This is a genomic window from Enterovibrio nigricans DSM 22720, assembly GCF_900167155.1.
Taxonomy (GTDB): domain Bacteria; phylum Pseudomonadota; class Gammaproteobacteria; order Enterobacterales; family Vibrionaceae; genus Enterovibrio; species Enterovibrio nigricans.
This window is the reverse complement of record NZ_FUXU01000033.1, coordinates 21,994-47,892: the sequence shown is the minus strand read 5'-3', so window position 1 is coordinate 47,892 and position 25,899 is coordinate 21,994. Positions and strand designations below refer to the sequence as shown.

Below are 25,899 nucleotides of genomic sequence, written 5' to 3'. Positions count from 1 at the left end.
CATGAGACTACGACGATTGATGGGTGTAGCCGATCAGATCGTAGCTTCTAGATTTAGTTCCATCGATTTAAGCAACAAAGCCCGCATAAGCATAAAAAACGGGCGGCGATAAGTCGCCTGAATTTATTTTTCGATTGGTGCTTTTTTCATCAGTTTAATTTGTTTATACTCCGCGCGAATTATATGTTCCCAGAGTGAAAACGCAGCTAGGCTAGACGCCATTGGAACCCCTGACGCCACTCTGCTTTAGATAACTGTCATGGATGCGCAATGAATGAGAACCCAAAATGCGCCCAATAACTGTTCGTCCTATTCGCGTTACCCGTACACCCGCTCGTATGCGTGCAACCTCTTTTGCACCTCGTTTTAAAGCAAAAACAGTACAAGATACTACGCCAGATTTGACTCTGATTCGTCCAGCAGCACTAAACACTCCGCCACCTGAAGGTGAAGCGGCGTAAGCTTGGTCTCGTATGACAGAATCTGATAATGTACGCGGATAAATCATATAAAAACTAAGGCTATCGGCCAAAATTGGAGTCTTCAATGAAATGTCATCGCGTTAATGAACTGATAGAGCTTTTACACCCTGAGTGGCAAAAAGAGCCCGATCTCAACCTGATGGAAATGCTCAGCAAATTGGCTGGTGAAGCTGGCTACGAAGGTAAGCTTGAAGATCTGACAGACGACGTACTGATCTACCACCTGAAAATGCGAAACAGTGAAAAAGACGCCATGATCCCAGGTCTGGCAAAAGACTGTGAGAATGACTTCAAAACTGCCATCCTACGTGCACGTGGCATTATCAGCTAAAACACACTGATTAAGCAGAACAGTTAAGCGAAGCTTTTGGGTTTCGCTTTTTTATTTCAAAACAATTATCTGTTACTCGCTACGCCCACCACACCCCGACTATTTTCCCACGACACGCACAGAATTCCATACTATGACTGCGGTATAATCTGGCGACTATTATTAACAAACAATATATAAATTAATCACAGACTATGCCTCTGTGAATAAAGGGTATATCACCCTTTTGACCCAAGGAATGCAGGTGTCATGAGCAAGGATAAAATCGACGTTAAAGACGTTACCCCAAAAGAATACAACCCAAAAACGCACAAAGGCAGCGGCGATAGATTTAACCCCAGTAACCGTATTTATGTCCGAGCAATGAGCGGCGTTTACCAGCAATTGCGGCGGAAGATGGGTTGGTTCTTCATGCTGCTGTTTCTACTGACGCCTTGGATCCCTTATGGCGACAGACAAGCTATCTTGATTGATATAGGCAAACAGCAGTTTAACTTTTTCGGTACAACACTCTGGCCTCAAGATCTTACCTTGCTCGCCACACTGCTGATGATCGCTGCCTTTGGCTTGTTCTTTATCACCACGTTTCTTGGTCGTGTCTGGTGTGGTTACTTGTGTCCGCAAACTGTCTGGACGTTTATCTACATCTGGTTTGAAGAAAAATTCGAAGGCGCAGCCAACAAGCGGAGAAAGCAAGACTCCTTACCATTAACTAAAGATTTACTGCTGCGCAAAGCCGCCAAGCATATTTGTTGGTTCGCCGTCGCATTACTGACAGGGCTCACCTTCGTCGGGTATTTCGTCCCGGTAAAATCACTGTTTATCGATTTCTTTACCTTCAACGCCAGTTTCTGGGTGGCTTTCTGGGTGCTCTTTTTCAGTGTCTGTACTTACGGAAATTCTGGCTGGATGCGCTCTATCATGTGTATTCACATGTGTCCTTATGCACGCTTTCAATCGGCCATGTTTGACAAGGACACCTTTATCGTCGGCTATGACAGTGCGCGTGGTGAAACACGAGGTCCGCGCTCACGAAAGAAAGACCCGAAAGAACTCGGACTGGGTGATTGCATCGACTGCAACTTATGTGTTCAAGTTTGTCCAACGGGCATCGATATTCGTGACGGATTGCAGTACGAATGTATTAACTGTGGTGCCTGTATTGATGCCTGTGATGAGACCATGACAAAAATGGACTACAAAAAGGGGCTTATCAGCTACACCACAGAACACAAACTCGACGGTCACAAAGTCGATGTGGTGCGGCCAAAGCTGATTGGGTATGGCATCGTGATGGTCGCGATGTTTGGGCTGTTTTTCCTCCTGTTTTCGCAAGTACAACCAATGCGTTTAGATGTCATGAGAGACCGTACGCAGCTCTTTAAAACCAACAGCGATGGCCTTGTTGAAAACACCTATACACTTAAAATACTGAACAAGACCCAGCAACCAGAAACCTATTCCTTATCGGTCTCCGGCCTGAATGGCGTTGAGTGGTATGGAAAAAGAGAAGTGACCTTAAGTGCCGGTGAGATTTTCACTCTTCCCATCAGCTTGGGGGTCGACCCCTTTGAACTCGATAAACCGATTGCAGATATCACCTTTGTACTTGAACGTCACTCTGGCGACGACAAGAAGAGGGTGGAAACGGAAAGCCGATTTATCAGCAAACTATAACGGTATATTTACGCGATCTAAAAAGGTGCCATTGGCACCTTTTTCTTTTCACCACAGCACGCTGACGCTATTTCTCTGTTACCATCCTTACCAACATTCCGCTATGAATTTGCATAATGAGTGACGCCCAGTTTTCCTTTGAGCACTTAACACCGGACACGCTGATCAACGCATTGGAGTCGGTAGGTATTCGCCCAGAATCGGGTTTATTACCCCTAAACAGCTATGAAAACCGTGTTTACCAGTTTCAGGATGAAGAACGTCGTCGTTTCGTGACCAAGTTCTATCGTCCGCTACGTTGGAGCAATGCCCAAATTCTCGAAGAGCATCAATTTGCCTTCGATTTGGAGCAAGCCGACATCCCGGTAGCCGCCCCAATTCAGATTAACGGTGAAAGTCTGTTTGAGCATGATGGCTACCGCTTTGCCGTGTTCCCAAGTGTCGGAGGCAGAACCTTTGAAGTGGACAATTGGGATCAGTTGGAAATGGTCGGGCGTTTCCTCGGTCGTATCCATAAATTAGGCGCAAGCAAAACATTTAAAGAGCGCCCGACGATTGGGCTGGATGAATTCCTGGTTCAGCCTCGTAACGCACTGGAAAATAGCAGCTTCATTCCGCACCATTTGGAGACGGCCTTCTTTTCTGATCTCGACCGACTGATCGCCGAATTATCATCACGTTGGCAGGAGAACTGGCAATCTATTCGCCTTCATGGCGATTGCCACCCAAGTAATATTTTGTGGCGTGACGGTCCGATGTTTGTGGATTTGGACGACGCAAGAAATGGCCCAGCCATCCAAGACATCTGGATGCTGCTAAACGGTGACCGTGCCGACCAGATCGCACAGCTGGATACCATTGCAGAAGCCTATTCAGAATTTTACGAGTTTCCTCACCAACAGTTGCAACTTATCGAGCCACTTCGCGGTCTCAGAATGGTGCACTACATGGCGTGGTTGGCAAAGCGCTGGCAAGATCCCGCATTTCCTCGTGCATTCCCATGGTTTGCTGAGGCAAAATACTGGGAGGGTCAGGTTCTTGCTTTTAAAGAACAAATAGCCGCACTTGAAGAGCCAGCTCTGACGCTGACACCTCAATGGTAAACTGAATAACTATTACAATCAGGGAGAAAGGAAGTTATGTTGAAAAAACTGTTCGCTGTCGCCGCAGCTGCCATGCTGGCATTTTCTGCGCAAGCTGCACGTTTCAATGCAGGCGAAGATTACCAGGTTCTGGATTTGCCAAAGTCAGAATCCCCAACCATCACTGAGTTCTTCTCATTTTATTGCCCGCACTGTTTTCGCAGCCAAGGCTTGATGACAGAACTGAAAAAACAAATCCCAGAAAACGTACCCTTCAATAAGAACCATGTTTCTTTTATGGGCGGTAACATGGGTAAAGCGCTGAGCAAAGCGTATGCCACCGCAGAGATGCTGGGTGTGGAAGACAAAATTGCACCTGTCATTTTCAACCGCATTCATGTGTTGAACAAGCCACCGCGTAACGAAGAAGAAATCCGTCAGATCTTTGTCGATGAAGGCATTGATGCGAAGAAGTTCGATGGCACCTATAACAGCTTTGCTGTGAACGCGATGGCAAACCGCTTTGATAAGGCGTTCCAAGAATCAGGTCTTCGTGGTGTACCAGCCCTGATCGTTAACGGCCGCTACCACGTGACGCCAACCACCATCAACAGCACAGAAGAGTACTTCGAGCTGGTAAATTACCTGCTAACGCAATAAGTGAAAAACAAAAAAGGCCGACAGGCCTTTTTTTATTTAAACAGTGTGCCGTTCCGGAATGTTATCCGTTGTTTGAGCGGGACTTTCTTTGTATATCCCTTCCAGTTCACGATCTTTGTCTTCCCAGATTAACGTTAACCACTGATGGAAATTACGTTTAAATGTTTTGTCATTAAAGTAATCTCCCGTCACTGAGTCATCGACAGGCAGTGTATGGATACGAACAACCACTTTCTTCATACGACCTGACAGCAGGTCTTTAAATGGCAACGTCCTGTTGTCTGGATATGCCAAGGTCACGTTGATAATGGCATCAAACTGCTCGCCCATTGCACCTAGGGTATACGCAATGCCACCGGTTTTCGGTGTCAGCAGGTGTTGATAAGGAGAGCGTGTGTGTTTTTGTTTTCCTTCAGTAAAGCGCGTGCCTTCGACAAAATTCACCACTGTCGTTGGAGTGTGACGAAAACGGGCACAAGACTTTCGAGTCGTTTCCAAATCACTGCCACGCTTTTCTGGGTGCTTGAGAAGGTACTGACGCGAATAGCGCTTCATAAACGGCATGTCCACCGCCCAACAGGCTAACCCCAAAAAAGGGACGTACAAAAGCTGTTGTTTGAGGAAAAACTTCACCATGGGGATGCTGTTTCTAAACACAGAGAAAACCACCACGATATCGGTCCAACTGAGGTGATTGGCAATCAACAAGTACCAACCGTTCTTGTCGAGATTCTCTCCGCCTTCTACGTCCCATTCCACGTTCGATGTCAGCATTAAAAGCTTGTGGTTTAGTGTCGCCCACGCCCACATAAAGCCATTACATACTTTGGATACAGAACGCTGCCAAGCCGGGATCGACATGAGCAGTTTCAAAAGCGCAAAGCAGCAAATTAGCACTGACCAAAACGCAGTGTTAATGCAAACCAGCACAGAGTTTAGAACAAGTAACAGCAAAAACAGAATCCCAGCGCGTCGTATTAGATATTGTTAAGAGGCCGTAATAATACGCTGGACAAATAAAAAACACTATTCAGTTACCAGTGGTCAAATCAGTGCCAAAAAAAGCGAATGAGACTAGCTGGCCAAGGCCGTCAACTGTTTCAACAATCGGTCCATCGAACGATACCCCAATGCTTCCGCGAGATGTCCACGACAAATATCTTTCTCCCCCGCTAAATCAGCAATGGTTCGCGCCACTTTGATAATGCGATGGTAGGCACGAATGGAAAGCCCAAGTCGATGTAACGCGGTTTCCAAAAAATCGGCATCTTCGCACGCCAGCGGACAGTATTTGTCGATTTCTCGACTAGATAATTGAGCGTTTACCTTTCCAGCTCGCGCCAGCATTACTGCTCTGGCATTATCCACCCGCACTTTCACCACCGCCGTCGGCTCACCGCGATCACCGCGATCACCGCGATCACCGCCCTCAGTGAGCGTGCCTCGTGGCAAAGCCGGAATTTCAATCGATAAGTCGAACCGGTCAAGAAAAGGGCCCGACAAACGACTGAGATAACGCAAGGTAGCTTGCGGGTTTGAGCGTGCCAACTGCCCTTCATAATGGCCTGTAGGGCTTGGATTCAATGCGCCGATAAGTTGAAAACGCGCAGGAAAACGCGTTTTCCCGTTGGCTCTAGAAATAACCACCTCACCGGATTCCAACGGCTCACGCAGTGAATCCAACACTTTGCGTTCGAACTCTAGCATTTCATCGAGAAACAACAATCCATTGTGTGCCAGTGAGATCTCTCCCGGCTTGGGGATTGAGCCACCGCCCACCAAAGCCGCCATAGAGCTTGAATGGTGCGGCGTGCGATACGGCCGCTGACGCCAGTTTCCTTCATGCAGCGGTTTTTCAGTCAGTGACGTCACGGCTGCCGTCTCTAACGCTTCCTTGTCACTCATGGGAGGAAGCAAATCAGCCATTCGCGAGGCGAGCATGGTTTTCCCCGTCCCCGGCGGCCCTAAAAACAGTAGGTTGTGAGATCCCGCCGCGGCTATTTCTAATGCACGCTTCCCTTGTTGCTGACCAATAATGTCTTGCAGACATCGGGGAGACGGTACATCAGCACTGTCCTCACGTTCAGGCTCTTTAAGATCCAGACTCCCCTGACCACCAAGGTGACGGCAAACACTGATAAGATCAGGCGCAGAAAGATGTCGATCTCGTCCCACTAACGCCACTTGCCCGCCGTTATCATCAGGGACAATCAGTTGCCTATCAGCTTCTCGTGACGCAACACCCGCAGGAAGCGCACCTTTTACACCACGAAGTTGGCCTGACAGTGCCAACTCACCGACAAATTCATGCCCTTCGAGACGCGTCATCGGGATTTGTCCCGATGCGGCAAGAATGCCGAGCGCAATGGGTAGATCAAATCGTCCGCCCTCTTTAGGCAGATCGGCGGGTGCGAGGTTGACCGTGATCCGACGAGCAGGAAACTCATACCCCGAATTAACGATGGCGCTGCGAACGCGATCTCTGGCTTCTTTGACAGTCGTTTCCGCTAGGCCAACTAAGTTAAAACCCGGTAAACCATTACTGATATGAACCTCAACGGTAACGGAAGGAGCACTTACACCAACGCAAGCACGACTGTGAATAATGGCTAAATTCATAAATTCAACTAAATATCTAATTATCAATAACTTAAATATTCCAATATTAAGTATTACTGCATCTTTAAGCAGAATTTGGAAAAACCGCACAATTTTTTCTTGTCATGCGACAAAGGTCTGTGATACCATTATGAGCGGAAAACATGTATGCAAACAAACATTGACATAATCATACACAGCCGACACATACGGCGAAGAATGAATCAAAAATGAATAAATTGAATCGCGCTCTAGTCATTATTATTTCAATTATCGTGGTGCTACTACCGCGAGGGGCAGCGACGGTTCGAAAATAGCAAACAAACATCGCAACCAGCCCCCGCATCGAAAGGTTCGGGGGCTTTTTTCACATATGGACCGACGGTTGTAAAAACGCAAAAGGATAACGCGGCATGGAACCTTTTAAGGAAGCAGAGCAGACACATACCTCCCCACAACATAACGCCGGGAGGTTAAAATGACAGGTGCACAACTGGTTGTTAGCGCGTTACAGCAGCAAGGCGTAACAACAATTTTTGGCTATCCTGGTGGCGCCATCATGCCCGTTTATGATGCCTTGTATGACGGTGGTGTTGACCATGTGCTTTGTCGTCATGAGCAAGGCGCTGCTATGGCTGCTATCGGCTACGCCCGCTCCACAGGCGGTGTTGGTGTGTGCCTAGCCACGTCAGGGCCTGGGGCAACTAACCTCATAACAGGCCTTGCTGATGCGATGATGGACTCCGTGCCCATTGTTGCGATCACTGGTCAAGTTGCCAGCCCACTTATCGGTACTGACGCCTTTCAGGAAGTAGACGTTCTAGGGCTTTCCCTTGCATGTACCAAACACAGTTTCTTGGTAACTGATACCCGTGATTTAGCCTCTACGTTGGCAGAGGCATTTGTTGTCGCTAAAGAAGGCCGCCCAGGCCCCGTTCTTGTTGATATCGCAAAAGATGTGCAGTTGGCGCAGCTTGATAACGTTGAAGTTCCAGTCCTACCGCTGCCCGCAATGCCTGAGATTTCTCCGTCTGTTTTGCAAGAAGCGAATACACTGATCGCTCAGGCTAAGAAACCCATCGTTTACGTGGGAGGCGGCGTTCAACTCGGTCATGCCACTGATACATTGCGTCAATTCCTGACACACCACCAAATTCCGGCAACCAGCACGCTGAAAGGATTAGGTTCGGTCGACAAAGATTACCCCTACTACCTTGGCATGCTCGGTATGCACGGCACCAAAGCGGCGAACCTTGCTGTACAACAATCCGATCTATTGATTGCGATCGGTGCACGCTTTGATGACCGTGTGACCGGAAAGCTCGATACCTTTGCACCACACGCAAAAGTGGTTCATATCGACATCGATGCAGCCGAATTCAACAAACTGCGCCGTGCTAACGTGGCACTACGCGGCGAACTCAATAGCGTTTTACCGCAGCTCGGTGAGCCTTCTGATATTGTGGAGTGGCAAGAAAACATCACTGCTATGAAAGCCAACTTCGGCTGGCGTTATGACCATCCTGGCGATCCTATTTATGCACCACTGCTGTTAAAACAGCTTTCCGACACCATGCCGGATTCGACTGTCGTCGCGACAGATGTTGGTCAGCATCAAATGTGGGTAGCACAGCATGTGGAGCCTCGCCGACCAGAAAATTTACTGACATCTGCAGGTTTGGGTACCATGGGCTTTGGTTTACCCGCCGCCATGGGCGCAAAAATGGCGCGTCCTGATGACGAGGTCGTATTAGTTTCGGGAGACGGGTCGTTTATGATGAACGTTCAGGAGCTTGGCACGTTAAAACGACGTAATATACCCGTGAAGATAGTGCTGCTTGATAATCAGCGCCTCGGCATGGTTCGCCAATGGCAAGAACTGTTTTTTAATAAACGCTACAGTGAAACCAACTTATCGGATAACCCAGACTTTGTTGCGTTAGCAAAAGCGTTTGATATACCGGGTAAGACCATTACCCGTAAAGACGAGGTTCAGCCTGCCCTTGAGGCAATGCTGGCCAGTGACACAGCCTACATGCTGCATGTTGCTATCTCAGAGGAAGAGAACGTATGGCCGCTGGTTCCACCCGGTGCCGCCAACCAGGATATGTTGGAGAGAACATGAGCCAATCTCACACGCTTCTTATCAATGCAGACGACAAGCCGGAATTGCTTGAGCGTCTGCTTCGCATTGTTCGTCACCGCGGCTTTCGCCTCACTCGTCTGGATATGCATCATAAAGACAACAGTGACACCGTCGAAATTACCCTAGAGGTAAACAGCGACCGTCCGGTATCCAATCTTCAGAATCAATTAGACAAATTATGGGATGTCTCACACGTCAGTCTGCTCCCTCAAGAACAACAGTAATGCGTTACTTATAAGGATTAAAATAATGGCAAACACTGCGGACTTTATCTGGTCAAACGGCGAACTGATTCCTTGGCAGGATGCCACCGTACACGTTCTGACCCATGCCATGCACTATGGTACGTCTGTCTTCGAAGGTATTCGTTGTTATGACACGCCAAATGGCCCTATCGTTTTCCGTCACCAAGAACATATGCAACGTCTGAAAGACAGCGCAAAAATATACCGCTTTCCTATCCCTTACAGCGTTGATGAACTGATGGAAGCGTGCCGCGAAACATTGCGTGCCAATAACTTACGCTCTGCATACATCCGCCCGTTGGGCTTTATTGGCAACGTGGGTCTAGGTGTTTGCCCACCACCTGAGACCAAAATGGACTTGATCATTGCGGCATTCAGTTGGGGGTCTTACCTCGGTGAAGAAGCGCTAGCAAATGGTGTTGATGCCATGATTTCAAGCTGGAACCGCGCCGCGCCAAATAGCATTCCAACAGCAGCCAAAGCGGGCGGTAATTACCTGTCTAGCTTGCTGGTGGGCGGAGAAGCGCGTCGCCATGGCTATGCAGAAGGTATCGCATTGAGTGTCGATGGTTACCTTTCAGAAGGCGCAGGCGAGAACCTTTTTGTGGTGAAAAATGGTGTCATTTCAACGCCGCCTGCCACCAGCGCTATTTTGCCAGGTATTACCCGTGACTCCATCATGATCCTTGCACGAGACATGGGTTATGAAGTCCGTGAGGAAAACATTGCTCGCGAAGCGCTATACCTCGCTGATGAAGTCTTTATGACGGGAACTGCGGCAGAAATCGTACCGGTTCGCAGCGTTGACCAAATCACGGTGGGCGAAGGCACTCGTGGCCCAATCACCGAAAAAGTACAATCTGCATTTTTTGGCCTGTTCAGTGGCCAAACAGAAGATAAGTGGGGATGGCTCGATCCGGTCTCTCCGGAAGCCAAGTAAGTTGTAAAGAGGACAAGGAAATGCCTAAGTATCGTTCAGCCACCACCACTCACGGCCGTAACATGGCCGGCGCCCGTGCCCTTTGGCGCGCCACTGGCGTGAAAGATGAAGATTTCGGAAAACCTATCATTGCCGTGGTGAACTCCTTCACCCAGTTTGTACCGGGACACGTTCACCTAAAAGACATGGGCCAACTCGTTGCTCGCGAAATCGAACAAGCGGGCGGTATCGCGAAGGAATTCAACACCATCGCCGTGGATGACGGTATCGCGATGGGTCACGGCGGTATGCTTTATAGCCTGCCATCGCGTGAACTGATTGCCGATTCGGTGGAATATATGGTCAACGCACACTGTGCTGATGCCATGGTGTGTATCTCTAACTGTGACAAAATCACCCCAGGAATGCTGATGGCAGCCATGCGCATCAACATTCCTGTGATTTTTGTTTCAGGCGGCCCAATGGAAGCGGGTAAAACTAAGCTTTCCGATCAGATCCTAAAATTGGATCTGGTTGATGCCATGATCCAAGGCGCTGATCCAAAAGTGTCTGACGAGCAAAGCGAGCAGATCGAACGCTCAGCGTGTCCAACCTGTGGTTCGTGCTCAGGCATGTTTACCGCAAACTCCATGAACTGCCTGACCGAAGCATTGGGCCTTAGTCAACCGGGTAATGGCTCAATGTTGGCAACGCACGCCGATCGCGAACAATTGTTCCTAAAAGCGGGTCAACGCATCGTTGCGTTAACCAAACGCTACTACGAGCAAGACGATGCCTCTGTACTGCCTCGCAACATCGCTAACCGTGCCGCATTTGAAAATGCCACCGCACTCGACATCGCAATGGGCGGGTCCAGTAACACCGTTCTTCACCTTATTGCCGCCGCACAAGAAGGTGAAATTGATTTTGATATGGCGGACATCGACCGAATGTCTCGTCGCGTTCCTCACCTTTGTAAAGTGGCACCGTCAACCCAGCAATATCACATGGAAGACGTGCACCGTGCGGGCGGCGTGATCGCGATTTTGGGTGAATTGGCGCGTGCTGACCTGCTCAATACTGACGTACCAACCGTATTGGGCCAAACCATGGGTGACACCATTGCACAATACGACATCATGGTCACCGAAGATGAAGACGTAAAAACTTTCTTCCGTGCGGGTCCAGCCGGCATTCGCACCACCAAGGCTTTCTCACAAGACTGCCGTTGGGACACTGTCGATGATGACCGTGTTAACGGTTGTATCCGTACCCGTGAAAATGCATTCAGTCAAGAAGGCGGCCTTGCAGTACTTGGCGGCAACCTCGCAGTTGACGGCTGTATCGTCAAAACAGCGGGCGTAGATGAAGAGAATCTCGTCTTCCGTGGCCCTGCTCATGTCTTCGAAGCCCAAGAAGATGCGGTTAACGGCATTCTGTCTGGTGCAGTAAAAGCGGGCGAAGTGGTTGTGATTCGTTACGAAGGCCCGAAAGGCGGTCCTGGTATGCAAGAAATGCTGTATCCAACCACCTATCTAAAATCCATGGGGCTAGGAAAAGCATGTGCGTTGATCACTGACGGTCGTTTCTCTGGCGGAACCAGTGGGTTGTCAATCGGTCATGTTTCACCAGAAGCTGCAAGCGGTGGTGCCATCGGCTTGGTGAAGCAAGGCGACATCATTGCTATCGACATTCCTAATCGTTCGATTGTGCTGGAAGTGGACGATGCTGAATTGGCGACACGTCGCGCTGACGCTGACGCGCGTGGTTGGAAACCCGTTTCTCGTGAACGCGTTGTATCTTTAGCGCTTAAAGCGTACGCAAGCCTTGCTACCAGTGCCGATAAAGGTGCGGTGCGCGACAAAAGCAAGCTGGAGGGATAATCATGAGTCAGGCCCGCCAACAACGAGAACCTGCACCGCTCAGTAATGCAGATTACTTATGCGATATTCTTTGTGCACCTGTTTATGAAGTAGCGATAGTCACCCCATTACAGGACATGCCGCGAATTTCCCAGCGATTGGGCAATTCCATTCAACTGAAGCGAGAAGATCGCCAGCCGGTGCATTCGTTCAAATTGCGCGGAGCCTATAACATGATGGCTCAGTTGACCGATGCCCAGAAAAAAGCTGGCGTGATTGCTGCGTCTGCAGGTAATCACGCCCAAGGCGTCACTTTGTCTGGCAGCAAACTGGGCATTAAAGCGACCATTGTCATGCCGCGAACCACTCCCGACATCAAAGTCGCTGCAGTGCGTAGCTTTGGTGGCAATGTGGTGCTACACGGAAATAATTTCGATGAAGCCAAGTCCAAAGCGGTCGAGTTGGCCGATGAGCATGGCTATACCTTTGTACCTCCGTTTGATCATCCCTCAGTGATCGCAGGTCAAGGCACGATCGGTATGGAAATGTTGCAGCAAAACGGGCATCTCGATTATATCTTTCTGCCTGTGGGCGGTGGCGGTATCGCCGCCGGTGTCGCGGTTATCGTCAAACAGTTGATGCCTCACGTGAAACTGATTGCTGTTGAAGCAGAAGATTCAGCCTGCTTAAAAGCCGCATTGGATGCGGGTGAGCCAGTGATGCTCGATAATGTCGGTACTTTTGCTGATGGCGTAGCAGTCAAACGAATTGGCGATGAATCTTTTCGTCTCTGCCAGACGCTCCTCGACGATATTATTACGGTATCCAGCGATGAAATTTGCGCGGCGGTCAAAGATATCTTTGAAGACACTCGTGCTATTTCAGAACCTGCCGGTGCACTTTCGCTCGCAGGGCTGAAAAAATACGTAGATGTACATCAAGTCCAAGGAAAGCAAATTGCCGCTATCCTTTCTGGCGCCAACACCAACTTCCACAGCCTGAGGTATGTCTCTGAGCGAGCTGAGTTAGGTGAGAAGCGGGAGGGGTTACTGGCGGTCACTATTCCGGAAAAAACGGGCGCCTTCTTGGAGTTTTGTAAAATTCTAGGCGGTCGCGCGGTGACGGAATTTAATTACCGCTACAGCGATGATGCGCTGGCCAATATCTTTGTTGGTGTGCGCTTACTAAACGGTCAGGAAGAGTTAGACGGCATCATTACTGACCTACGTAAAGGCGGGTACCCGGTTGTTGACTTGTCTGACGATGAAATGGCGAAGGTACACATTCGCTATATGATTGGTGGCCGCCCGACTAAAGCAATGAAAGAGCGTCTCTACAGCTTTGAATTCCCTGAATACCCAGGTGCTCTGTTACGCTTTCTCAGTACATTAGGTACGCACTGGAACATCAGTATTTTTAATTATCGTAACCACGGTGCGGACTATGGTCGTGTGTTATGTGGTTTTGAGCTGGATGAAAAAGATCTGCTCTCTTTCACGGCGCATCTCAGAGAGTTGGGGTACTCCTGGAAAGATGAAACGGATAACCCCTCTTATCGCTTCTTTCTAGCCAAATCCTAAAAAAGAAAAAGCCCAGCAATTTGCTGGGCTTTTTTTCTAGAGATTTTCGTTTTTATCTGGCTCTTGCTTGACGGGCATGTTCACCATGTATTCGGCAAACAGTAACGCCTGCTCCATCACGAGATCACGTGCCGATTGAGGAAGACTGCTAAATAGTGTTAGCAATCGATTCAACTCTTCTCGGTGTGTAAACGCGATGTCACTTTGTGAGCTTTCGCCGTATAACAACCAATTTAACGGACGACCAGTTACTTCAGCGATCAGAACCAGAGATGACACTTTGGGCTCCGTCTTACCCGATTCAATATCGAGATAAGTTTGGCGCGCAACACTAAGGTATTTGGCCATCTCTACTTGAGTTATATCGCGATATTCTCGCGCTTCACGGATACGCTGAGCAACATGAGCTTTGACAATCAACATCGCTTATTGCCCCACAACTCGTCGTTACATATCCAACTTTCCTTAGTCAGATCCCGTAACGCACTTAACTGCTAGATCCTGCATTATGCACAGCGTGGTTGCCTTCACATGCAAAGCGTCATTGAATTGTGAATTAAGGCTGGTGTTGCCTAAGCCATATGACAACGTTAATGTGCAATACCCATTTTCGCAGGCAAGGCTATACTTGGCCTGCCAAGTAAGTGAGTGCTCAACCACTTTGTGCTGGTTTCGAATAATTCACCAGAAAAGAAGCCATATTTACACTCTGATTCAAGATTGCTGTACGCGCTTCATGAGGCAATTTTGAGAAGTGCTCAAGAAGGCGGTTTACATCCTGCTTGTACTGCACATCATGCAGTTCTACATCAGCATCACCGTAAACAAACCACACCAATGGGCGCTCAGTAATTTCGGCAATTTCAGACAGCATACGAACACGAGGCTCTGTCTTGCCTGTTTCGATATCTAAATACGTTTGGCGAGCGACGTCGAGTAGCTTTGCCATTTTCACCTGAGTGATACCCTTCCACTCACGAGCTTCTTTGATGCGTTTTGCGACTTGCGATTTTGAATCAATCATACTTCAATCCCTACGACTTACAGCTTTGATTATTCTTGTGCTGTTTTATCGATAATATGCACAATACGCGCCAACTATTTAGACAGATATTATTTAAAGTAAAATCAATAAGTTAATTAGATTCAAAAATTTACTGTTGGTCTTTCTAGACGTGATGTCTTATTAAGAGTGCGAAATAATTTGCAAAATGCAAATGATGTATACGGTTTTCACGTTGCAAATAGCGATTCGCCACCAAGATGTCTCTACGATGGTCTAGCAAATCACTCTACCGTCACAGCTTTCGCGAGGTTTCTAGGTTGATCAACGTCCGTCCCTTTGATTAACGCAACGTGATACGACAATAATTGCATCGGTATTGTATAAAAGATCGGCGCACTGATGGCATCCACATGTGGCATCGCGACAATGGACATTCCTACACTGCTTTCAAAGCCTGCTTCTTTGTCTGCAAAAACATAAAGCTGCCCACCACGAGCACGCACCTCTTCAATATTAGATTTGAGCTTTTCGAGTAAATCATTGTTAGGCGCAATAACAATCACTGGCATATCGGCGTCAATCAAGGCGAGCGGCCCATGTTTCAACTCACCCGCGGCATACGCTTCCGCATGAATGTAAGATATCTCTTTGAGCTTAAGCGCTGACTCCATGGCAATAGGGTAAAACTCGCCACGCCCCAGAAACAGTGCATGATGCTTTTCTGCAAAATCCTCGGCAAGCAGCTCTATCTGCTTATCCAGCAACAGTGCTTGCTCGATATCATTTGGCAATCGGTGCAGAGCATGAACGATTCTGGCTTCCTGATCGCGATCAACATGGTCTTTGATCTTCCCTAATGCTGTTACCAACATAAGCAATGCTGTCAACTGCGTCGTAAACGCTTTAGTCGATGCCACACCAATTTCGGTACCCGCGCGAGTCATAAAAGCCAAGTCCGACTCTCTGACAAGCGAAGAACCCGCAACATTACACACTGTCATTGCCGACATAAAACCACGCTCTTTCGCTAAGCGAAGCGCAGCCAGCGTATCCGCGGTTTCACCGGATTGAGAAAGTGTGATGAGAAGGCTGTTTGGACGGGTGACAAAGTTTCGATAACGAAACTCTGACGCGATTTCCACGTCACAACTTACGCCTGCGATGGATTCAAACCAGTATTTAGCAACAAAGCCCGCATTGTAGGAGGTACCACAAGCAACGATTTGAATATGCTCAGCACGCGCCAGAATGTCTGATGCGCCGTGCCCAATGCTTTCTATGCGCACAGTATCGTTATCGACGCGTCCTTCAAGGGTATTAATGATGGCAGAAGGCTGTTCAAATACCTCTTTTTGCATGTAGTGACGGTAGGGGCCTTTGTCGGCCGCATCATGCTCAAGAGATGACTCATGAATTTCTCGGCTGACGGGCTCGCCTTGCAAATTGCAAATATTCACTTCTCGACGGGTAATTTCTGCGACATCGCCTTCTTCAAGGAAAATAAAACGACGCGTCACGGAAAGCAGGGCAAGCTGATCAGAGGCAAAAAAGTTTTCTCCGATACCCAGCCCTATCACAAATGGGCTGCCAGAGCGCGCAGCAATTAATCTATCAGGGTCTCGGCGATCCATCACAACCGTACCATAAGCACCGTCTAGCTGGCCGACTGTACGTTGGAATGCTTGCAATAGTGAACCACCTTGAGCAAGCTCCCAATCCACCAGATGCGCGATCACTTCAGTATCTGTCTGTGACGAAAAGACATAGCCACGCGATTGCAACAGTGCACGTAGCGCTTCATGATTTTCAATGATGCCGTTATGCACAATGGCGATGTTCTCGCCAGAGGTGTGGGGATGGGCATTAGCTTCACTCGGCTCACCATGTGTGGCCCATCGGGTATGGGCAATCCCAGTACCACCAGCAATAGGTCGCTCCGCAAGAGTATCGGAGAGCATTTTTACTTTGCCGACACGGCGCACTCTCATCAGTGTCTTCTCGGAATCGACAATTGCCAATCCCGACGAGTCATACCCTCGATACTCCAGACGACGCAGCCCTTCTAGTAATATCTCCGCAATGTCCCGCTGTGCAACAGCACCCACAATTCCACACATAGTTAACCCCAATTAATGTTAAGGGGCGCAGATCACCTCTGTCCCCATCTTTTCAATGGCCCGTTTGGTGGTGTTATCGATACTGCTATCCGTAATGACGGTACTAATGGCCAGCCAAGGCAACTCAAGATTAGGGATCTTACGTCCAATCTTGTCCGATTCAATTAGCACAATGACTTCACGAGACACCTCTGACATGACGCGACTTAAACCGACAATTTCATTGAATGTCGTTGTGCCGCGCTCCACATCAATACCATCCGCCCCAATAAAGAGCTGATCAAAGTCGTAGGCGCGTAAAGCCTGTTCTGCCACTTGTCCCTGAAATGCCTCAGAATGCGGGTCCCAGGTGCCGCCCGTCATCAACAACGTCGGTTCGTTTTCCAACTCTTTAATTGCTTGCGCAACATTGAGTGAATTCGTCATCACGACCAAACCACGTTTATGATTGAGCAGCGGAATCAACGCAGCGGTTGTTGATCCGCTATCCACTACAATTCGATTATGGTCTCGGATCCTACTTACCGCCATTTTTGCGATCGCTAACTTTTGATCCGAAACTTTTACCGCATTATCCGAAACCATTTCATGTGGTATCGGAACAGCACCACCATATCGTCGAAGCAAAATTCCATTTTTCTCTAGCTCTGCAAGGTCTTTACGTATCGTGACTTCTGACGTTTCAAAGAGAGATGAAAGCTCATCTACACTGACTTTGCCCTTTTCAGTCAGTCTTGCAACGATAGCATGACGCCTTTGTTGAGTATTACGTTTCGACATGTAACCACCAAACTTTCGTTTCGAAAGATATTATACAATTTAGCGAGATATTTGAATTAAAATGCGAGTGAACTCACAAGGAATTGATCCGGCGCACAAAACGGAATTATACAGATATTAACAAGGAGAGACTCTGGAGCACATAGCGTCGAAAACGACTGACTCTAGGACGGATCAACAGATACAAAAAAAGCAGGCTACAAGAGCCTGCTTTTTTATGTGGTGCGGAAGGAGAGACTTGAACTCTCACACCTTGCGGCGCCAGAACCTAAATCTGGTGCGTCTACCAATTTCGCCACTTCCGCGTATTTCTTTTTGTCTATCCCTTCTTTAAAAAGGACAGTAAATCTGGTGCGGAGGGAGGGACTTGAACCCTCACATCCGTTAGGACACTAGCACCTGAAGCTAGCGCGTCTACCAATTCCGCCACCACCGCATGTTTTTCTCAGACTTTGAGTTTATAACTCTAGACACTTGGTAGTGTATCAGTCCGTTTGAAAGTATTTAGTACACGACTTAATACTTTCGGTATAAATGGTGGCTACGACGGGATTCGAACCTGTGACCCCATCATTATGAGTGATGTGCTCTAACCAACTGAGCTACGTAGCCATGCCAAAATATGGCTGGGGTACCTGGATTCGAACCAGGGAATGGCGGCATCAAAAGCCGCTGCCTTACCGCTTGGCGATACCCCAACAGCATCACGCTAAAAGCATGATCCTTAAAGGCTTTCACACTTGAACTCTCACACCTTGCGGCGCCAGAACCTAAATCTGGTGCGTCTACCAATTTCGCCACTTCCGCATCTGATTGTGTATCTCAACCTTCGAAAAGGAGGAGATGGCGCGACCGGGAGGATTCGAACCTCCGACCGCCTGGTTCGTAGCCAGGTACTCTATCCAGCTGAGCTACGGTCGCATTCTGGCTGGGGTACCTGGATTCGAACCAGGGAATGGCGGCATCAAAAGCCGCTGCCTTACCGCTTGGCGATACCCCAACAGAGGCGCGTATAATATTGCGGATTGGGTAGGCCGTCAACCCCCATTTTTCCGTTTGCTGTCGTTTTGACCAAAAAACGAAAAAACACCGCTTTTGCGGTGTTTTTTCTTCAATATTGACGATTATTTGTTCTTGATGGGACGCTGCCAGCCATCAAGGGTTCTCGCTTTCGTACGCGTAATAATGAGTTGGTCTTCACCCACATTCGCCGTCACCGTCGTACCCGCACCGACGGTTGCGCCTTTCTTAATGGTTACGGGTGCCACTAGCTGACTGTCAGAGCCCACAAAAACATCATCTTCAATAATGGTTTTATGTTTATTCGCGCCGTCGTAGTTACAGGTAATCGTACCCGCACCGATATTCACGCGATCGCCTATTTCAGCGTCCCCTAGATAAGTCAGGTGGTTTGCCTTCGAACCTTGACCCAAGCGTGCGTTTTTCACTTCCACGAAATTACCCACGTGAGAATCACCCACCAGCTCAGCACCAGGACGAAGACGGGTAAACGGCCCTACCGTGCAGTCTTCGCCCACAGATGCACCTTCAATCACGCTATAAGGACGAACAACTGTGTTGTCGTCAATTTCACAATCTTTCAGTACACATCCAGCACCGATAAATACATTGTCACCCAAGGTAACGGAACCTTCGATAACTACATTAACGTCAATTTCGACATCAGTGCCACATTGCAGTTGACCGCGAAGGTCAAAACGAGATGGGTCGCGCAGCATCACACCGCTTTCCAACAGTCTCTCGGCTTGATCCGCTTGGAACGCACGCTCTAGTCTCGCTAATTGAATGCGGTTATTAACACCTTCCACTTCAATCGCACTTTCTGGGTGAACCGCCTCTACCGCGCGACCTTCCGCGTGAGCAATCGCGATGACGTCCGTCAGGTAATATTCACCCTGCGCATTTTCATTTTTCAGTGCAGCTAACCAACGGCGTAAATCACGGCCGGTTGCGACCATCACACCCGTATTTATTTCTTTAATCAGCTTTTGCTCTTGAGACGCATCTTTATCTTCTACAATCGCAACGACAGGTCCATTACGACGAACTATACGCCCATAACCCGATGGGTTATCTAACACAACCGTTAAGAGTGCAATGCCATCTGTAGGCTGTGCATCAAGCAGGTTTTCAATTGTTTGTTCTGATATCAGCGGTACATCCCCGTAAAGGATCAGTACTTGCTCATCATCATGAAATTCAGGGGCAGCCTGCGCGACAGCATGGCCAGTGCCTAGTTGCTCTGCCTGTAGCACCCGATGAACAGGCTCTTCGACCAATGCTGCTTTCATTGCCTCGCCGCCATGACCATATACCAAATGGAGGTTTTTAGCCCCCAAAGAGGTGCATGTATCAATCACATGCTTGACCATTGGCTTGCCTGCCAGAGTATGGAGAACTTTTGGCAGATTAGAATACATACGGGTTCCTTTACCCGCAGCCAGAATCACAGCACTGAAACTCATGAAGTCGACTTCCTTTGTATCTAGATTACACGTTAAATTAATGGATTATATTGTAGCTGTTTGCCGTCATAAACGGGATAAATCACTCAATAAAGTTGAAATTTACCGACACAACATCGATTTTACTAGGCACCGTTTAATGATGGATCACTAAAAATAAAAAGGCGACCTACAAAGGTCGCCTTTCAGCTTTGGTGCGTTACTGGGTTTAGCGTGCCTTTTTCGTCAGCTCGATTACTCGCAGCTGGGCTATCGCTTTTGCCAGATCACTGGCCGCCTGAGCAAAGTCCATATCTCCATGCTTGTTGAGGATACGGTCCTCAGCACGGCGCTTTGCTTCTTCTGCCTTAGCTTGATCCAAATCGACACCGCGAATTGCAGTATCTGCCAGTACGGTTACCGTACTTGGCTGCACTTCCAACATACCGCCAGAGAGATAAATTACCTCTTCATGACCATGCTGTTTGATAATACGGATCATACCTGGCGTAATGGCGGTCAGCAGCGGGGTGTGACTAGGATGAATTCCCAGTTCACCTTCGCTACCAGTAACCTGAATAGATTCAGCTCGGCCAGAAAACAATTGTTTCTCCGCACTTACTACATCCAGGTGGAAGGTCATCGCTGCCATATCGCCTCCTAACAACCGTTACAGGTTCTTCGCTTTTTCGAGGACTTCTTCGATACCACCACAGTACAGGAATGCCTGCTCTGGGATATCGTCGTACTCACCATTCATCAAGCCTTTAAAGCCAGCAATGGTTTCCTTCAGCGAAACATAAACACCTGGTTGGCCGGTGAAGACTTCTGCTACGTGGTATGGCTGTGTTAAGAAACGTTCAATCTTACGTGCACGTGAAACCGCAAGTTTGTCGTCTTCTGACAGTTCATCCATACCCAAGATAGCGATGATGTCTTTCAGTTCTTTGTAACGCTGCAGTACAGACTGAACGCCACGAGCAACATCATAATGCTCTTGACCGATAACCAATGGATCAAGCTGACGAGAGGTCGAATCCAGTGGGTCAATCGCTGGGTACAGACCCAGAGAGGCGATGTTACGAGAAAGAACAACGGTTGCATCCAAGTGAGCAAACGTGGTTGCAGGAGAAGGATCCGTCAAGTCATCCGCAGGTACGTAAACGGCCTGAACAGATGTGATGGAACCGCTCTTGGTTGAGGTGATACGCTCTTGAAGCACGCCCATCTCTTCAGCAAGAGTAGGCTGGTAACCTACCGCAGAAGGCATACGACCCAACAATGCTGATACTTCAGTACCTGCAAGGGTGTAACGGTAGATGTTATCGATAAACAGCAGTACGTCACGGCCTTCATCACGGAACTTCTCAGCCATAGTAAGACCAGTCAAAGCAACACGCAGACGGTTGCCTGGTGGCTCATTCATCTGACCGTATACCATGGCTACTTTTGATTCTGCTGGATTCTCGATGTTTACAACACCGGCTTCCTGCATTTCAAAGTAGAAGTCGTTACCTTCACGGGTACGCTCACCAACACCAGCAAATACTGACAAACCTGAGTGTTGTAGTGCGATGTTGTTGATAAGCTCCATCATGTTAACGGTCTTACCTACACCAGCACCACCGAACAGACCGATTTTACCACCCTTCGCAAATGGGCAAACCAAGTCGATAACTTTAACACCGGTTTCTAGAAGTGCTGTCTCGTTTGACTGCTCTTCATAGCTTGGTGCGCTGCGGTGAATAGAGTAACGCTCTTTTTCACCGATATCGCCACGTTCGTCGATTGAATCACCTAGAACGTTCATGATACGTCCAAGTGTTTCTATACCTACTGGTACTTCAATCGGCCTACCAGTGTTCTCTACTTCCAGTCCACGACGCAGACCATCAGACGAACCCATCGCGATGGTACGGACGATACCACCACCCAGCTGTTGCTGAACTTCCAGCACCAGACGCTCGCCTTCACGTTTCACGTTCAGGGCATCATATACCTGAGGTACTGATTCCTGCGGAAACTCCACGTCGACTACCGCACCGATGATCTGAACGATCTTACCTGTAGCCATCGTTATTCCTCTAAAATAGTTCGTTGGCCCTTGCCTTACACCGCTGCTGCACCGGAGACAATCTCCGAGAGCTCTTGTGTAATTGCAGTCTGACGGGCTTTGTTATACACCAGTTGCAGTTCATCAATCAGATCACCTGCATTATCTGTTGCAGCTTTCATCGCAACCATTCGTGCCGCTTGTTCGCACGCGAGGTTTTCAACCACGCCTTGGTATACCTGAGACTCGACATAGCGAACCAATAGGGTATCCAGCAGTGGTTTTGGCTCGGGCTCATAGATATAGTCCCAAGCATGGCTGCGTTTCATGCTTTCGTCTTCTGACTTAGGCAAAGGCAGCAATTGATCGATCACTGGTTCCTGCGTCATGGTATTTACAAACTTGTTGTAAACCAGATACAGACGATCCAGTTGGCCGTCATCATATTTTTTCAGCATTACACCGACCGTACCGATCAGGTCTTCCAGTGATGGGTTGTCACCCAAACCAGAAATTTGTGCTGAAACATTTCCGCCGTAGCTGTTAAAAAATGCCGTTGCTTTAGAGCCAATAAGGGCAGTTTCTGCTTCTGCACCTTGCTGAGTCCACGTCTGCATTTCATTGATAGCGCGTTTGAACAAGTTAATGTTCAAGCCGCCACACAGGCCACGATCAGACGATACGATGATGTAACCGACGCGCTTGGCTTCTCGCTCTTCCAAATAAGGATGACGATACTCTAATTTACCAAGGGCGACATGACCGATCACTTTGCGCATAGTGGTCGCGTATGGACGAGAAGCTTCCATTGCGTCTTGCGAACGACGCATTTTTGAAGCTGCTACCATTTCCATCGCTTTAGTGATCTTCTGTGTACTTTTTACACTTCCGATCTTATTACGAATTTCTTTTGCGCCGGCCATCGTTACTCTCCGTTGTCAGAAGGCCGCTTTCGCGGCCTTCCACGCATTACCAGGTTTGCGTTGCCTTAAAGTCTTCAACCAGCTTCGCCAGTTGAGCTTCAATATCGCTGTTGTAGTCGCCAGTCTCATCGATGAGAGCGACCAGCTCGGCAAACTGACCTTTAGCATATGCCAATAGAGCAGCTTCGAAGTCAGCCAGCTTAGTCAGCTCAACGTCTGACAGATGGCCTTTTTCAGCTGCAAAAATCATCAATCCCTGCTCAAACACAGACATTGGTGCATATTGCTTCTGCTTCATTAACTCAGTCACTTTTTGACCATGATTCAGCTGCTTTTTAGTCGCTTCATCAAGGTCAGAAGAGAACTGTGCGAAAGCCGCCAGTTCACGATACTGAGCCAGTGCAGTACGGATACCACCAGACAGTTTCTTAATGATCTTGGTCTGAGCTGAACCACCTACACGTGATACCGAAATACCTGGGTCAACAGCAGGACGGATGCCTGAGTTAAACAGTTCGGATTGCAGGAAGATCTGACCATCAGTGATCGAGATAACGTTGGTAGGAACGAATGCAGATACGTCACCCGCCTGGGTTTCAATGATTGGCAGTGCGGTCAAAGAACCGGTTTTGCCTTTCACTTCACCATTGGTGAACTTTTCAACGTAATCCGCATTTACACGTGCCGCACGTTCGAGCAAACGAGAGTGAAGATAGAAAACATCACCTGGGAATGCTTCACGGCCTGGTGGGCGACGCAGCAATAGAGAAATCTGACGATAAGCAACAGCTTGCTTAGACAGATCATCATAAACGATCAGTGCATCTTCACCGCGATCGCGGAAGTATTCACCCATCGCACAACCTGAATACGGTGCCAAGTATTGCGAAGCCGCTGCTTCAGAAGCAGATGCCACAACAACGATGGTGTTTTTCAGTGCGTCATGCTCTTCCAGTTTACGTACAACGTTCGCGATTGTTGACGCTTTCTGGCCGATAGCCACGTAGATAGAGTAAATACCAGAGTTTTTCTGGTTAATGATCGCATCGATTGCCAGCGCCGTTTTGCCGGTCTGACGGTCACCGATAACTAGCTCACGCTGGCCACGGCCGATTGGGATCATGGCGTCAACCGCCTTGTAACCGGTTTGTACAGGTTGGTCTACCGACTGACGTGCGATAACGCCAGGCGCAATCACTTCTACAGGAGAAGTCAGTGCTGCATTGATAGGACCTTTACCATCGATAGGTTCACCCAAAGTGTTAACCACACGACCCAGCAGTTCTGGACCTACTGGTACTTCAAGAATGCGACCTGTACCGGTTACTTTCATGCCTTCCTGAAGGTCAGCATAAGGGCCCATAACAACCGCACCAACAGAATCACGCTCAAGGTTAAGCGCGAGTGCATAGCGGTTGCCAGGTAGTTCAATCATTTCACCTTGCATAGCGTCAGCAAGGCCATGGATACGAATGATACCGTCACTGACTGACACGATGGTACCTTCGTTGCGAGCTTCACTAACAACGTTGAATTTTTCAATTCGTTGTTTGATCAGATCGCTAATTTCCGTGGAATTAAGTTGCATGCTCCAATTCCCCAAATCAAGACTGCAATGCATCGCTCAGACGGCGCACACGGCCGCTTACTGAGTTATCGATGACCAAGTCTCCAGCTCGAATCACAACCCCGGCAACCAGGGTCTCGTCTACACTACAGTTCAGCTTCACTTTTCGCTCAAAGCGGGCTTCAAGCTTGCTGGCAATAGCATCCAGTTGCGCTTCATCAAGCGCGACAGCAGAAACAATTTCAACATCGATTTGTTTCTCATAGTCATGGCGAAGAACCATAAACTGGGCACATACATCCGGCAGTGCTTTTAAGCGTCCATTTTCAGCCATCACCCTCACAAGGTTTTGGCCAAATTCATTGAGCTGCTCACCGCACACTGAGAGAAATATCTCAGTCAGCTTTTCAGCTGAATGCATACCACCAAGGAAATCCTCGATGGTTTCATTGCGGGCAACTTCAGCTGCGAAAGTCAGCATTTCAGACCATTGGTCTAACTCACCATTTTCCACTGCCAAGTCGAAGGCTGCTTTAGCGTAGGGGCGTGCGATAGTAGTCAGTTCAGACATAGCTGCCCCTCCTTGTTAAAGTTCTGCAGTGATTTTATCGAGAATATCTTTATGGGCATTCGCATCAATCGAACGCTCAAGGATTTTCTCAGCACCGATAACGGCTAGAGTAGCAACTTGTTTTCGCAGTTCATCGCGGGCTCGGTTACGCTCAGCTTCCAGTTCAGCCTGTCCTTGGTGAAGGATATTTTCGCGCTCAGTGTTAGCTTCGTCGCGGGCTTGATCAAGAATTTGTGCTTTACGTTTATTCGCCTGTTCGATGATCTCAGTTGCAGCGCGTTTTGCTTCTTTCATTTGATCAGAAGCATTCGCCTGGGCCAAGTTCAGGTCTTTTGCGGCGCGCTCGGCTGCCGCAAGTCCGTCAGCAATTTTCTTCTGACGTTCTTCAATCGCCTGCATGATAGGTGGCCATACATATTTCATGCAGAACACCACAAACATAAAGAATGCGATTGCCTGGCCAAATAGAGTTGCGTTGATATTCACAACAGCGCCTCCCAGTTAGTTAGCTACAGGTACGATACAGACGACTTAACCCAGCTGACCGACGAATGGGTTTGCAAAGGTGAACAGCAGTGCGATTACGATACCAATCATTGGAACCGCATCCAGCAGACCAGCGATGATGAACATCTTAACTTGCAGCATAGGAGCCATCTCTGGTTGACGAGCTGCACCCTCAAGGAATTTACCGCCAAGCAGTGCGAAACCAATCGCAGTACCCAGGGAAGCAAGACCTACAATGATGCCAACGGCAATTGCAGAAAAGCTCAATAAAGTTTCCATCACTATCTCCAGTTTCTTGTTGTCGGCCTACTAATTACGCCGGAAGGTC

The 25,899-nt window shown here is 48.4% G+C and carries 24 protein-coding genes and 6 tRNA genes; 10 read left to right on the top strand and 20 right to left on the bottom strand.

All coding sequences use genetic code 11. From position 1 onward, the window contains the following. Window positions 1–287: 287 nt before the first annotated feature. The 5 genes from B5D35_RS24325 to B5D35_RS12935 all read left to right on the top strand — a co-directional run bounded on the left by B5D35_RS24325 (window position 288) and on the right by B5D35_RS12935 (window position 4,232). Window positions 288–461: a hypothetical protein gene (locus B5D35_RS24325; RefSeq protein ID WP_170915176.1), complete on the top strand. Its 174-nt coding sequence runs from the start codon at window positions 288–290 to the stop codon at window positions 459–461. A gap of 85 nt (window positions 462–546) precedes the next feature. Further along, complete coding sequence (locus B5D35_RS12950; protein WP_078752985.1) at window positions 547–813, top strand: YihD family protein; 267 nt, start codon at window positions 547–549, stop codon at window positions 811–813. 249 nt (window positions 814–1,062) lie between these two features. Beyond that, window positions 1,063–2,490, top strand: coding sequence for a cytochrome c oxidase accessory protein CcoG (gene ccoG / locus B5D35_RS12945; RefSeq protein ID WP_078752984.1), 1,428 nt, complete (start codon window positions 1,063–1,065; stop codon window positions 2,488–2,490). 116 nt (window positions 2,491–2,606) lie between these two features. Further along, window positions 2,607–3,593, top strand: a complete 987-nt coding sequence (locus B5D35_RS12940; RefSeq protein ID WP_078752983.1) for a serine/threonine protein kinase — start codon at window positions 2,607–2,609, stop codon at window positions 3,591–3,593. 36 nt (window positions 3,594–3,629) lie between these two features. Further along, window positions 3,630–4,232 carry a thiol:disulfide interchange protein DsbA/DsbL gene (locus tag B5D35_RS12935; RefSeq protein WP_078752982.1) on the top strand — a complete coding sequence of 201 codons (603 nt, stop codon included), beginning with the start codon at window positions 3,630–3,632 and terminating at the stop codon, window positions 4,230–4,232. A gap of 36 nt (window positions 4,233–4,268) precedes the next feature. Here B5D35_RS12935 and B5D35_RS12930 read toward each other — a convergent pair whose 3' ends face one another. Both B5D35_RS12930 and B5D35_RS12925 read right to left on the bottom strand, forming a co-directional pair. Further along, window positions 4,269–5,195, bottom strand: coding sequence for an acyltransferase (locus B5D35_RS12930; protein ID WP_170915177.1), 927 nt, complete (start codon window positions 5,193–5,195; stop codon window positions 4,269–4,271). Window positions 5,196–5,306: 111 nt separating this feature from the next. Continuing rightward, window positions 5,307–6,851, bottom strand: coding sequence for a YifB family Mg chelatase-like AAA ATPase (locus B5D35_RS12925; protein WP_078752981.1), 1,545 nt, complete (start codon window positions 6,849–6,851; stop codon window positions 5,307–5,309). Window positions 6,852–7,308: 457 nt separating this feature from the next. Here B5D35_RS12925 and ilvG point away from each other — a divergent pair, with 457 nt between their 5' ends. From ilvG to ilvA, 5 genes are read left to right on the top strand one after another with little or no spacing between them, the layout of a single operon-like run. Then, the gene (ilvG, locus tag B5D35_RS12920) at window positions 7,309–8,955 is read left to right on the top strand and encodes an acetolactate synthase 2 catalytic subunit (protein ID WP_078752980.1); all 1,647 of its coding nucleotides are present in this window, start codon (window positions 7,309–7,311) and stop codon (window positions 8,953–8,955) included. Beyond that, window positions 8,952–9,200: an acetolactate synthase 2 small subunit gene (gene ilvM, locus B5D35_RS12915; RefSeq protein ID WP_078752979.1), complete on the top strand. Its 249-nt coding sequence runs from the start codon at window positions 8,952–8,954 to the stop codon at window positions 9,198–9,200. Before ilvG ends, ilvM begins: the two co-directional genes overlap by 4 nt. Window positions 9,201–9,225: 25 nt before the next feature. Beyond that, on the top strand, window positions 9,226–10,161 hold the full coding sequence (locus B5D35_RS12910; protein ID WP_078752978.1) for a branched-chain amino acid transaminase: 936 nt from the start codon (window positions 9,226–9,228) through the stop codon (window positions 10,159–10,161). A 20-nt stretch (window positions 10,162–10,181) separates the two neighbouring features. Next, the gene (ilvD, locus tag B5D35_RS12905) at window positions 10,182–12,023 is read left to right on the top strand and encodes a dihydroxy-acid dehydratase (protein ID WP_078752977.1); all 1,842 of its coding nucleotides are present in this window, start codon (window positions 10,182–10,184) and stop codon (window positions 12,021–12,023) included. A 2-nt stretch (window positions 12,024–12,025) separates the two neighbouring features. Continuing rightward, window positions 12,026–13,582: a threonine ammonia-lyase, biosynthetic gene (gene ilvA / locus B5D35_RS12900; RefSeq protein WP_078752976.1), complete on the top strand. Its 1,557-nt coding sequence runs from the start codon at window positions 12,026–12,028 to the stop codon at window positions 13,580–13,582. 36 nt (window positions 13,583–13,618) lie between these two features. On the opposite strand, the gene B5D35_RS12895 is transcribed toward ilvA, so the two are convergent. The 18 genes from B5D35_RS12895 to atpE form a co-directional block, all read right to left on the bottom strand. Beyond that, window positions 13,619–14,005, bottom strand: a complete 387-nt coding sequence (locus B5D35_RS12895) for a helix-turn-helix domain-containing protein (RefSeq protein ID WP_078752975.1) — start codon at window positions 14,003–14,005, stop codon at window positions 13,619–13,621. 229 nt (window positions 14,006–14,234) lie between these two features. Next, a complete protein-coding gene (locus tag B5D35_RS12890; protein ID WP_078752974.1) occupies window positions 14,235–14,606 on the bottom strand; it encodes a helix-turn-helix transcriptional regulator in 372 nt (123 codons plus the stop codon). Window positions 14,607–14,869: 263 nt separating this feature from the next. Next, the gene (gene glmS, locus B5D35_RS12885; protein ID WP_078752973.1) at window positions 14,870–16,705 is read right to left on the bottom strand and encodes a glutamine--fructose-6-phosphate transaminase (isomerizing); all 1,836 of its coding nucleotides are present in this window, start codon (window positions 16,703–16,705) and stop codon (window positions 14,870–14,872) included. Between the two features lie 18 nt (window positions 16,706–16,723). Beyond that, window positions 16,724–17,485 carry a DeoR/GlpR family DNA-binding transcription regulator gene (locus tag B5D35_RS12880; RefSeq protein WP_078752972.1) on the bottom strand — a complete coding sequence of 254 codons (762 nt, stop codon included), beginning with the start codon at window positions 17,483–17,485 and terminating at the stop codon, window positions 16,724–16,726. A gap of 220 nt (window positions 17,486–17,705) precedes the next feature. Then, window positions 17,706–17,790 (bottom strand) — tRNA-Leu (locus B5D35_RS12875). Between the two features lie 44 nt (window positions 17,791–17,834). Further along, window positions 17,835–17,921, bottom strand: a tRNA-Leu gene (locus B5D35_RS12870). Window positions 17,922–18,020: 99 nt separating this feature from the next. Further along, a tRNA-Met gene (locus B5D35_RS12865) sits at window positions 18,021–18,097 on the bottom strand. An 11-nt stretch (window positions 18,098–18,108) separates the two neighbouring features. Beyond that, window positions 18,109–18,183 (bottom strand) — tRNA-Gln (locus tag B5D35_RS12860). A gap of 146 nt (window positions 18,184–18,329) precedes the next feature. Further along, a tRNA-Arg gene (locus tag B5D35_RS12855) sits at window positions 18,330–18,406 on the bottom strand. Window positions 18,407–18,410: 4 nt separating this feature from the next. Continuing rightward, window positions 18,411–18,485 (bottom strand) — tRNA-Gln (locus B5D35_RS12850). 124 nt (window positions 18,486–18,609) lie between these two features. After that, window positions 18,610–19,971 (bottom strand): bifunctional UDP-N-acetylglucosamine diphosphorylase/glucosamine-1-phosphate N-acetyltransferase GlmU, encoded by a 1,362-nt coding sequence (gene glmU / locus B5D35_RS12845; RefSeq protein WP_078752971.1) that lies wholly within the window; start codon window positions 19,969–19,971, stop codon window positions 18,610–18,612. A gap of 208 nt (window positions 19,972–20,179) precedes the next feature. Next, a complete protein-coding gene (locus B5D35_RS12840) occupies window positions 20,180–20,602 on the bottom strand; it encodes a F0F1 ATP synthase subunit epsilon (protein ID WP_078752970.1) in 423 nt (140 codons plus the stop codon). 18 nt (window positions 20,603–20,620) lie between these two features. Continuing rightward, window positions 20,621–22,024, bottom strand: a complete 1,404-nt coding sequence (gene atpD / locus B5D35_RS12835) for a F0F1 ATP synthase subunit beta (RefSeq protein ID WP_078752969.1) — start codon at window positions 22,022–22,024, stop codon at window positions 20,621–20,623. 35 nt (window positions 22,025–22,059) lie between these two features. Continuing rightward, window positions 22,060–22,926, bottom strand: coding sequence for a F0F1 ATP synthase subunit gamma (gene atpG, locus B5D35_RS12830; protein ID WP_078752968.1), 867 nt, complete (start codon window positions 22,924–22,926; stop codon window positions 22,060–22,062). Window positions 22,927–22,972: 46 nt separating this feature from the next. Continuing rightward, complete coding sequence (gene atpA / locus B5D35_RS12825; protein WP_078752967.1) at window positions 22,973–24,514, bottom strand: F0F1 ATP synthase subunit alpha; 1,542 nt, start codon at window positions 24,512–24,514, stop codon at window positions 22,973–22,975. Window positions 24,515–24,530: 16 nt separating this feature from the next. Further along, entirely contained in the window at window positions 24,531–25,064 is a 534-nt protein-coding gene (gene atpH / locus B5D35_RS12820) for a F0F1 ATP synthase subunit delta (RefSeq protein ID WP_078752966.1), read from the bottom strand. A gap of 15 nt (window positions 25,065–25,079) precedes the next feature. Further along, entirely contained in the window at window positions 25,080–25,550 is a 471-nt protein-coding gene (atpF, locus tag B5D35_RS12815; RefSeq protein ID WP_078752965.1) for a F0F1 ATP synthase subunit B, read from the bottom strand. 45 nt (window positions 25,551–25,595) lie between these two features. Next, window positions 25,596–25,850: a F0F1 ATP synthase subunit C gene (atpE, locus tag B5D35_RS12810; RefSeq protein ID WP_002540812.1), complete on the bottom strand. Its 255-nt coding sequence runs from the start codon at window positions 25,848–25,850 to the stop codon at window positions 25,596–25,598. Between the last annotated feature and the right edge of the window lie 49 nt (window positions 25,851–25,899).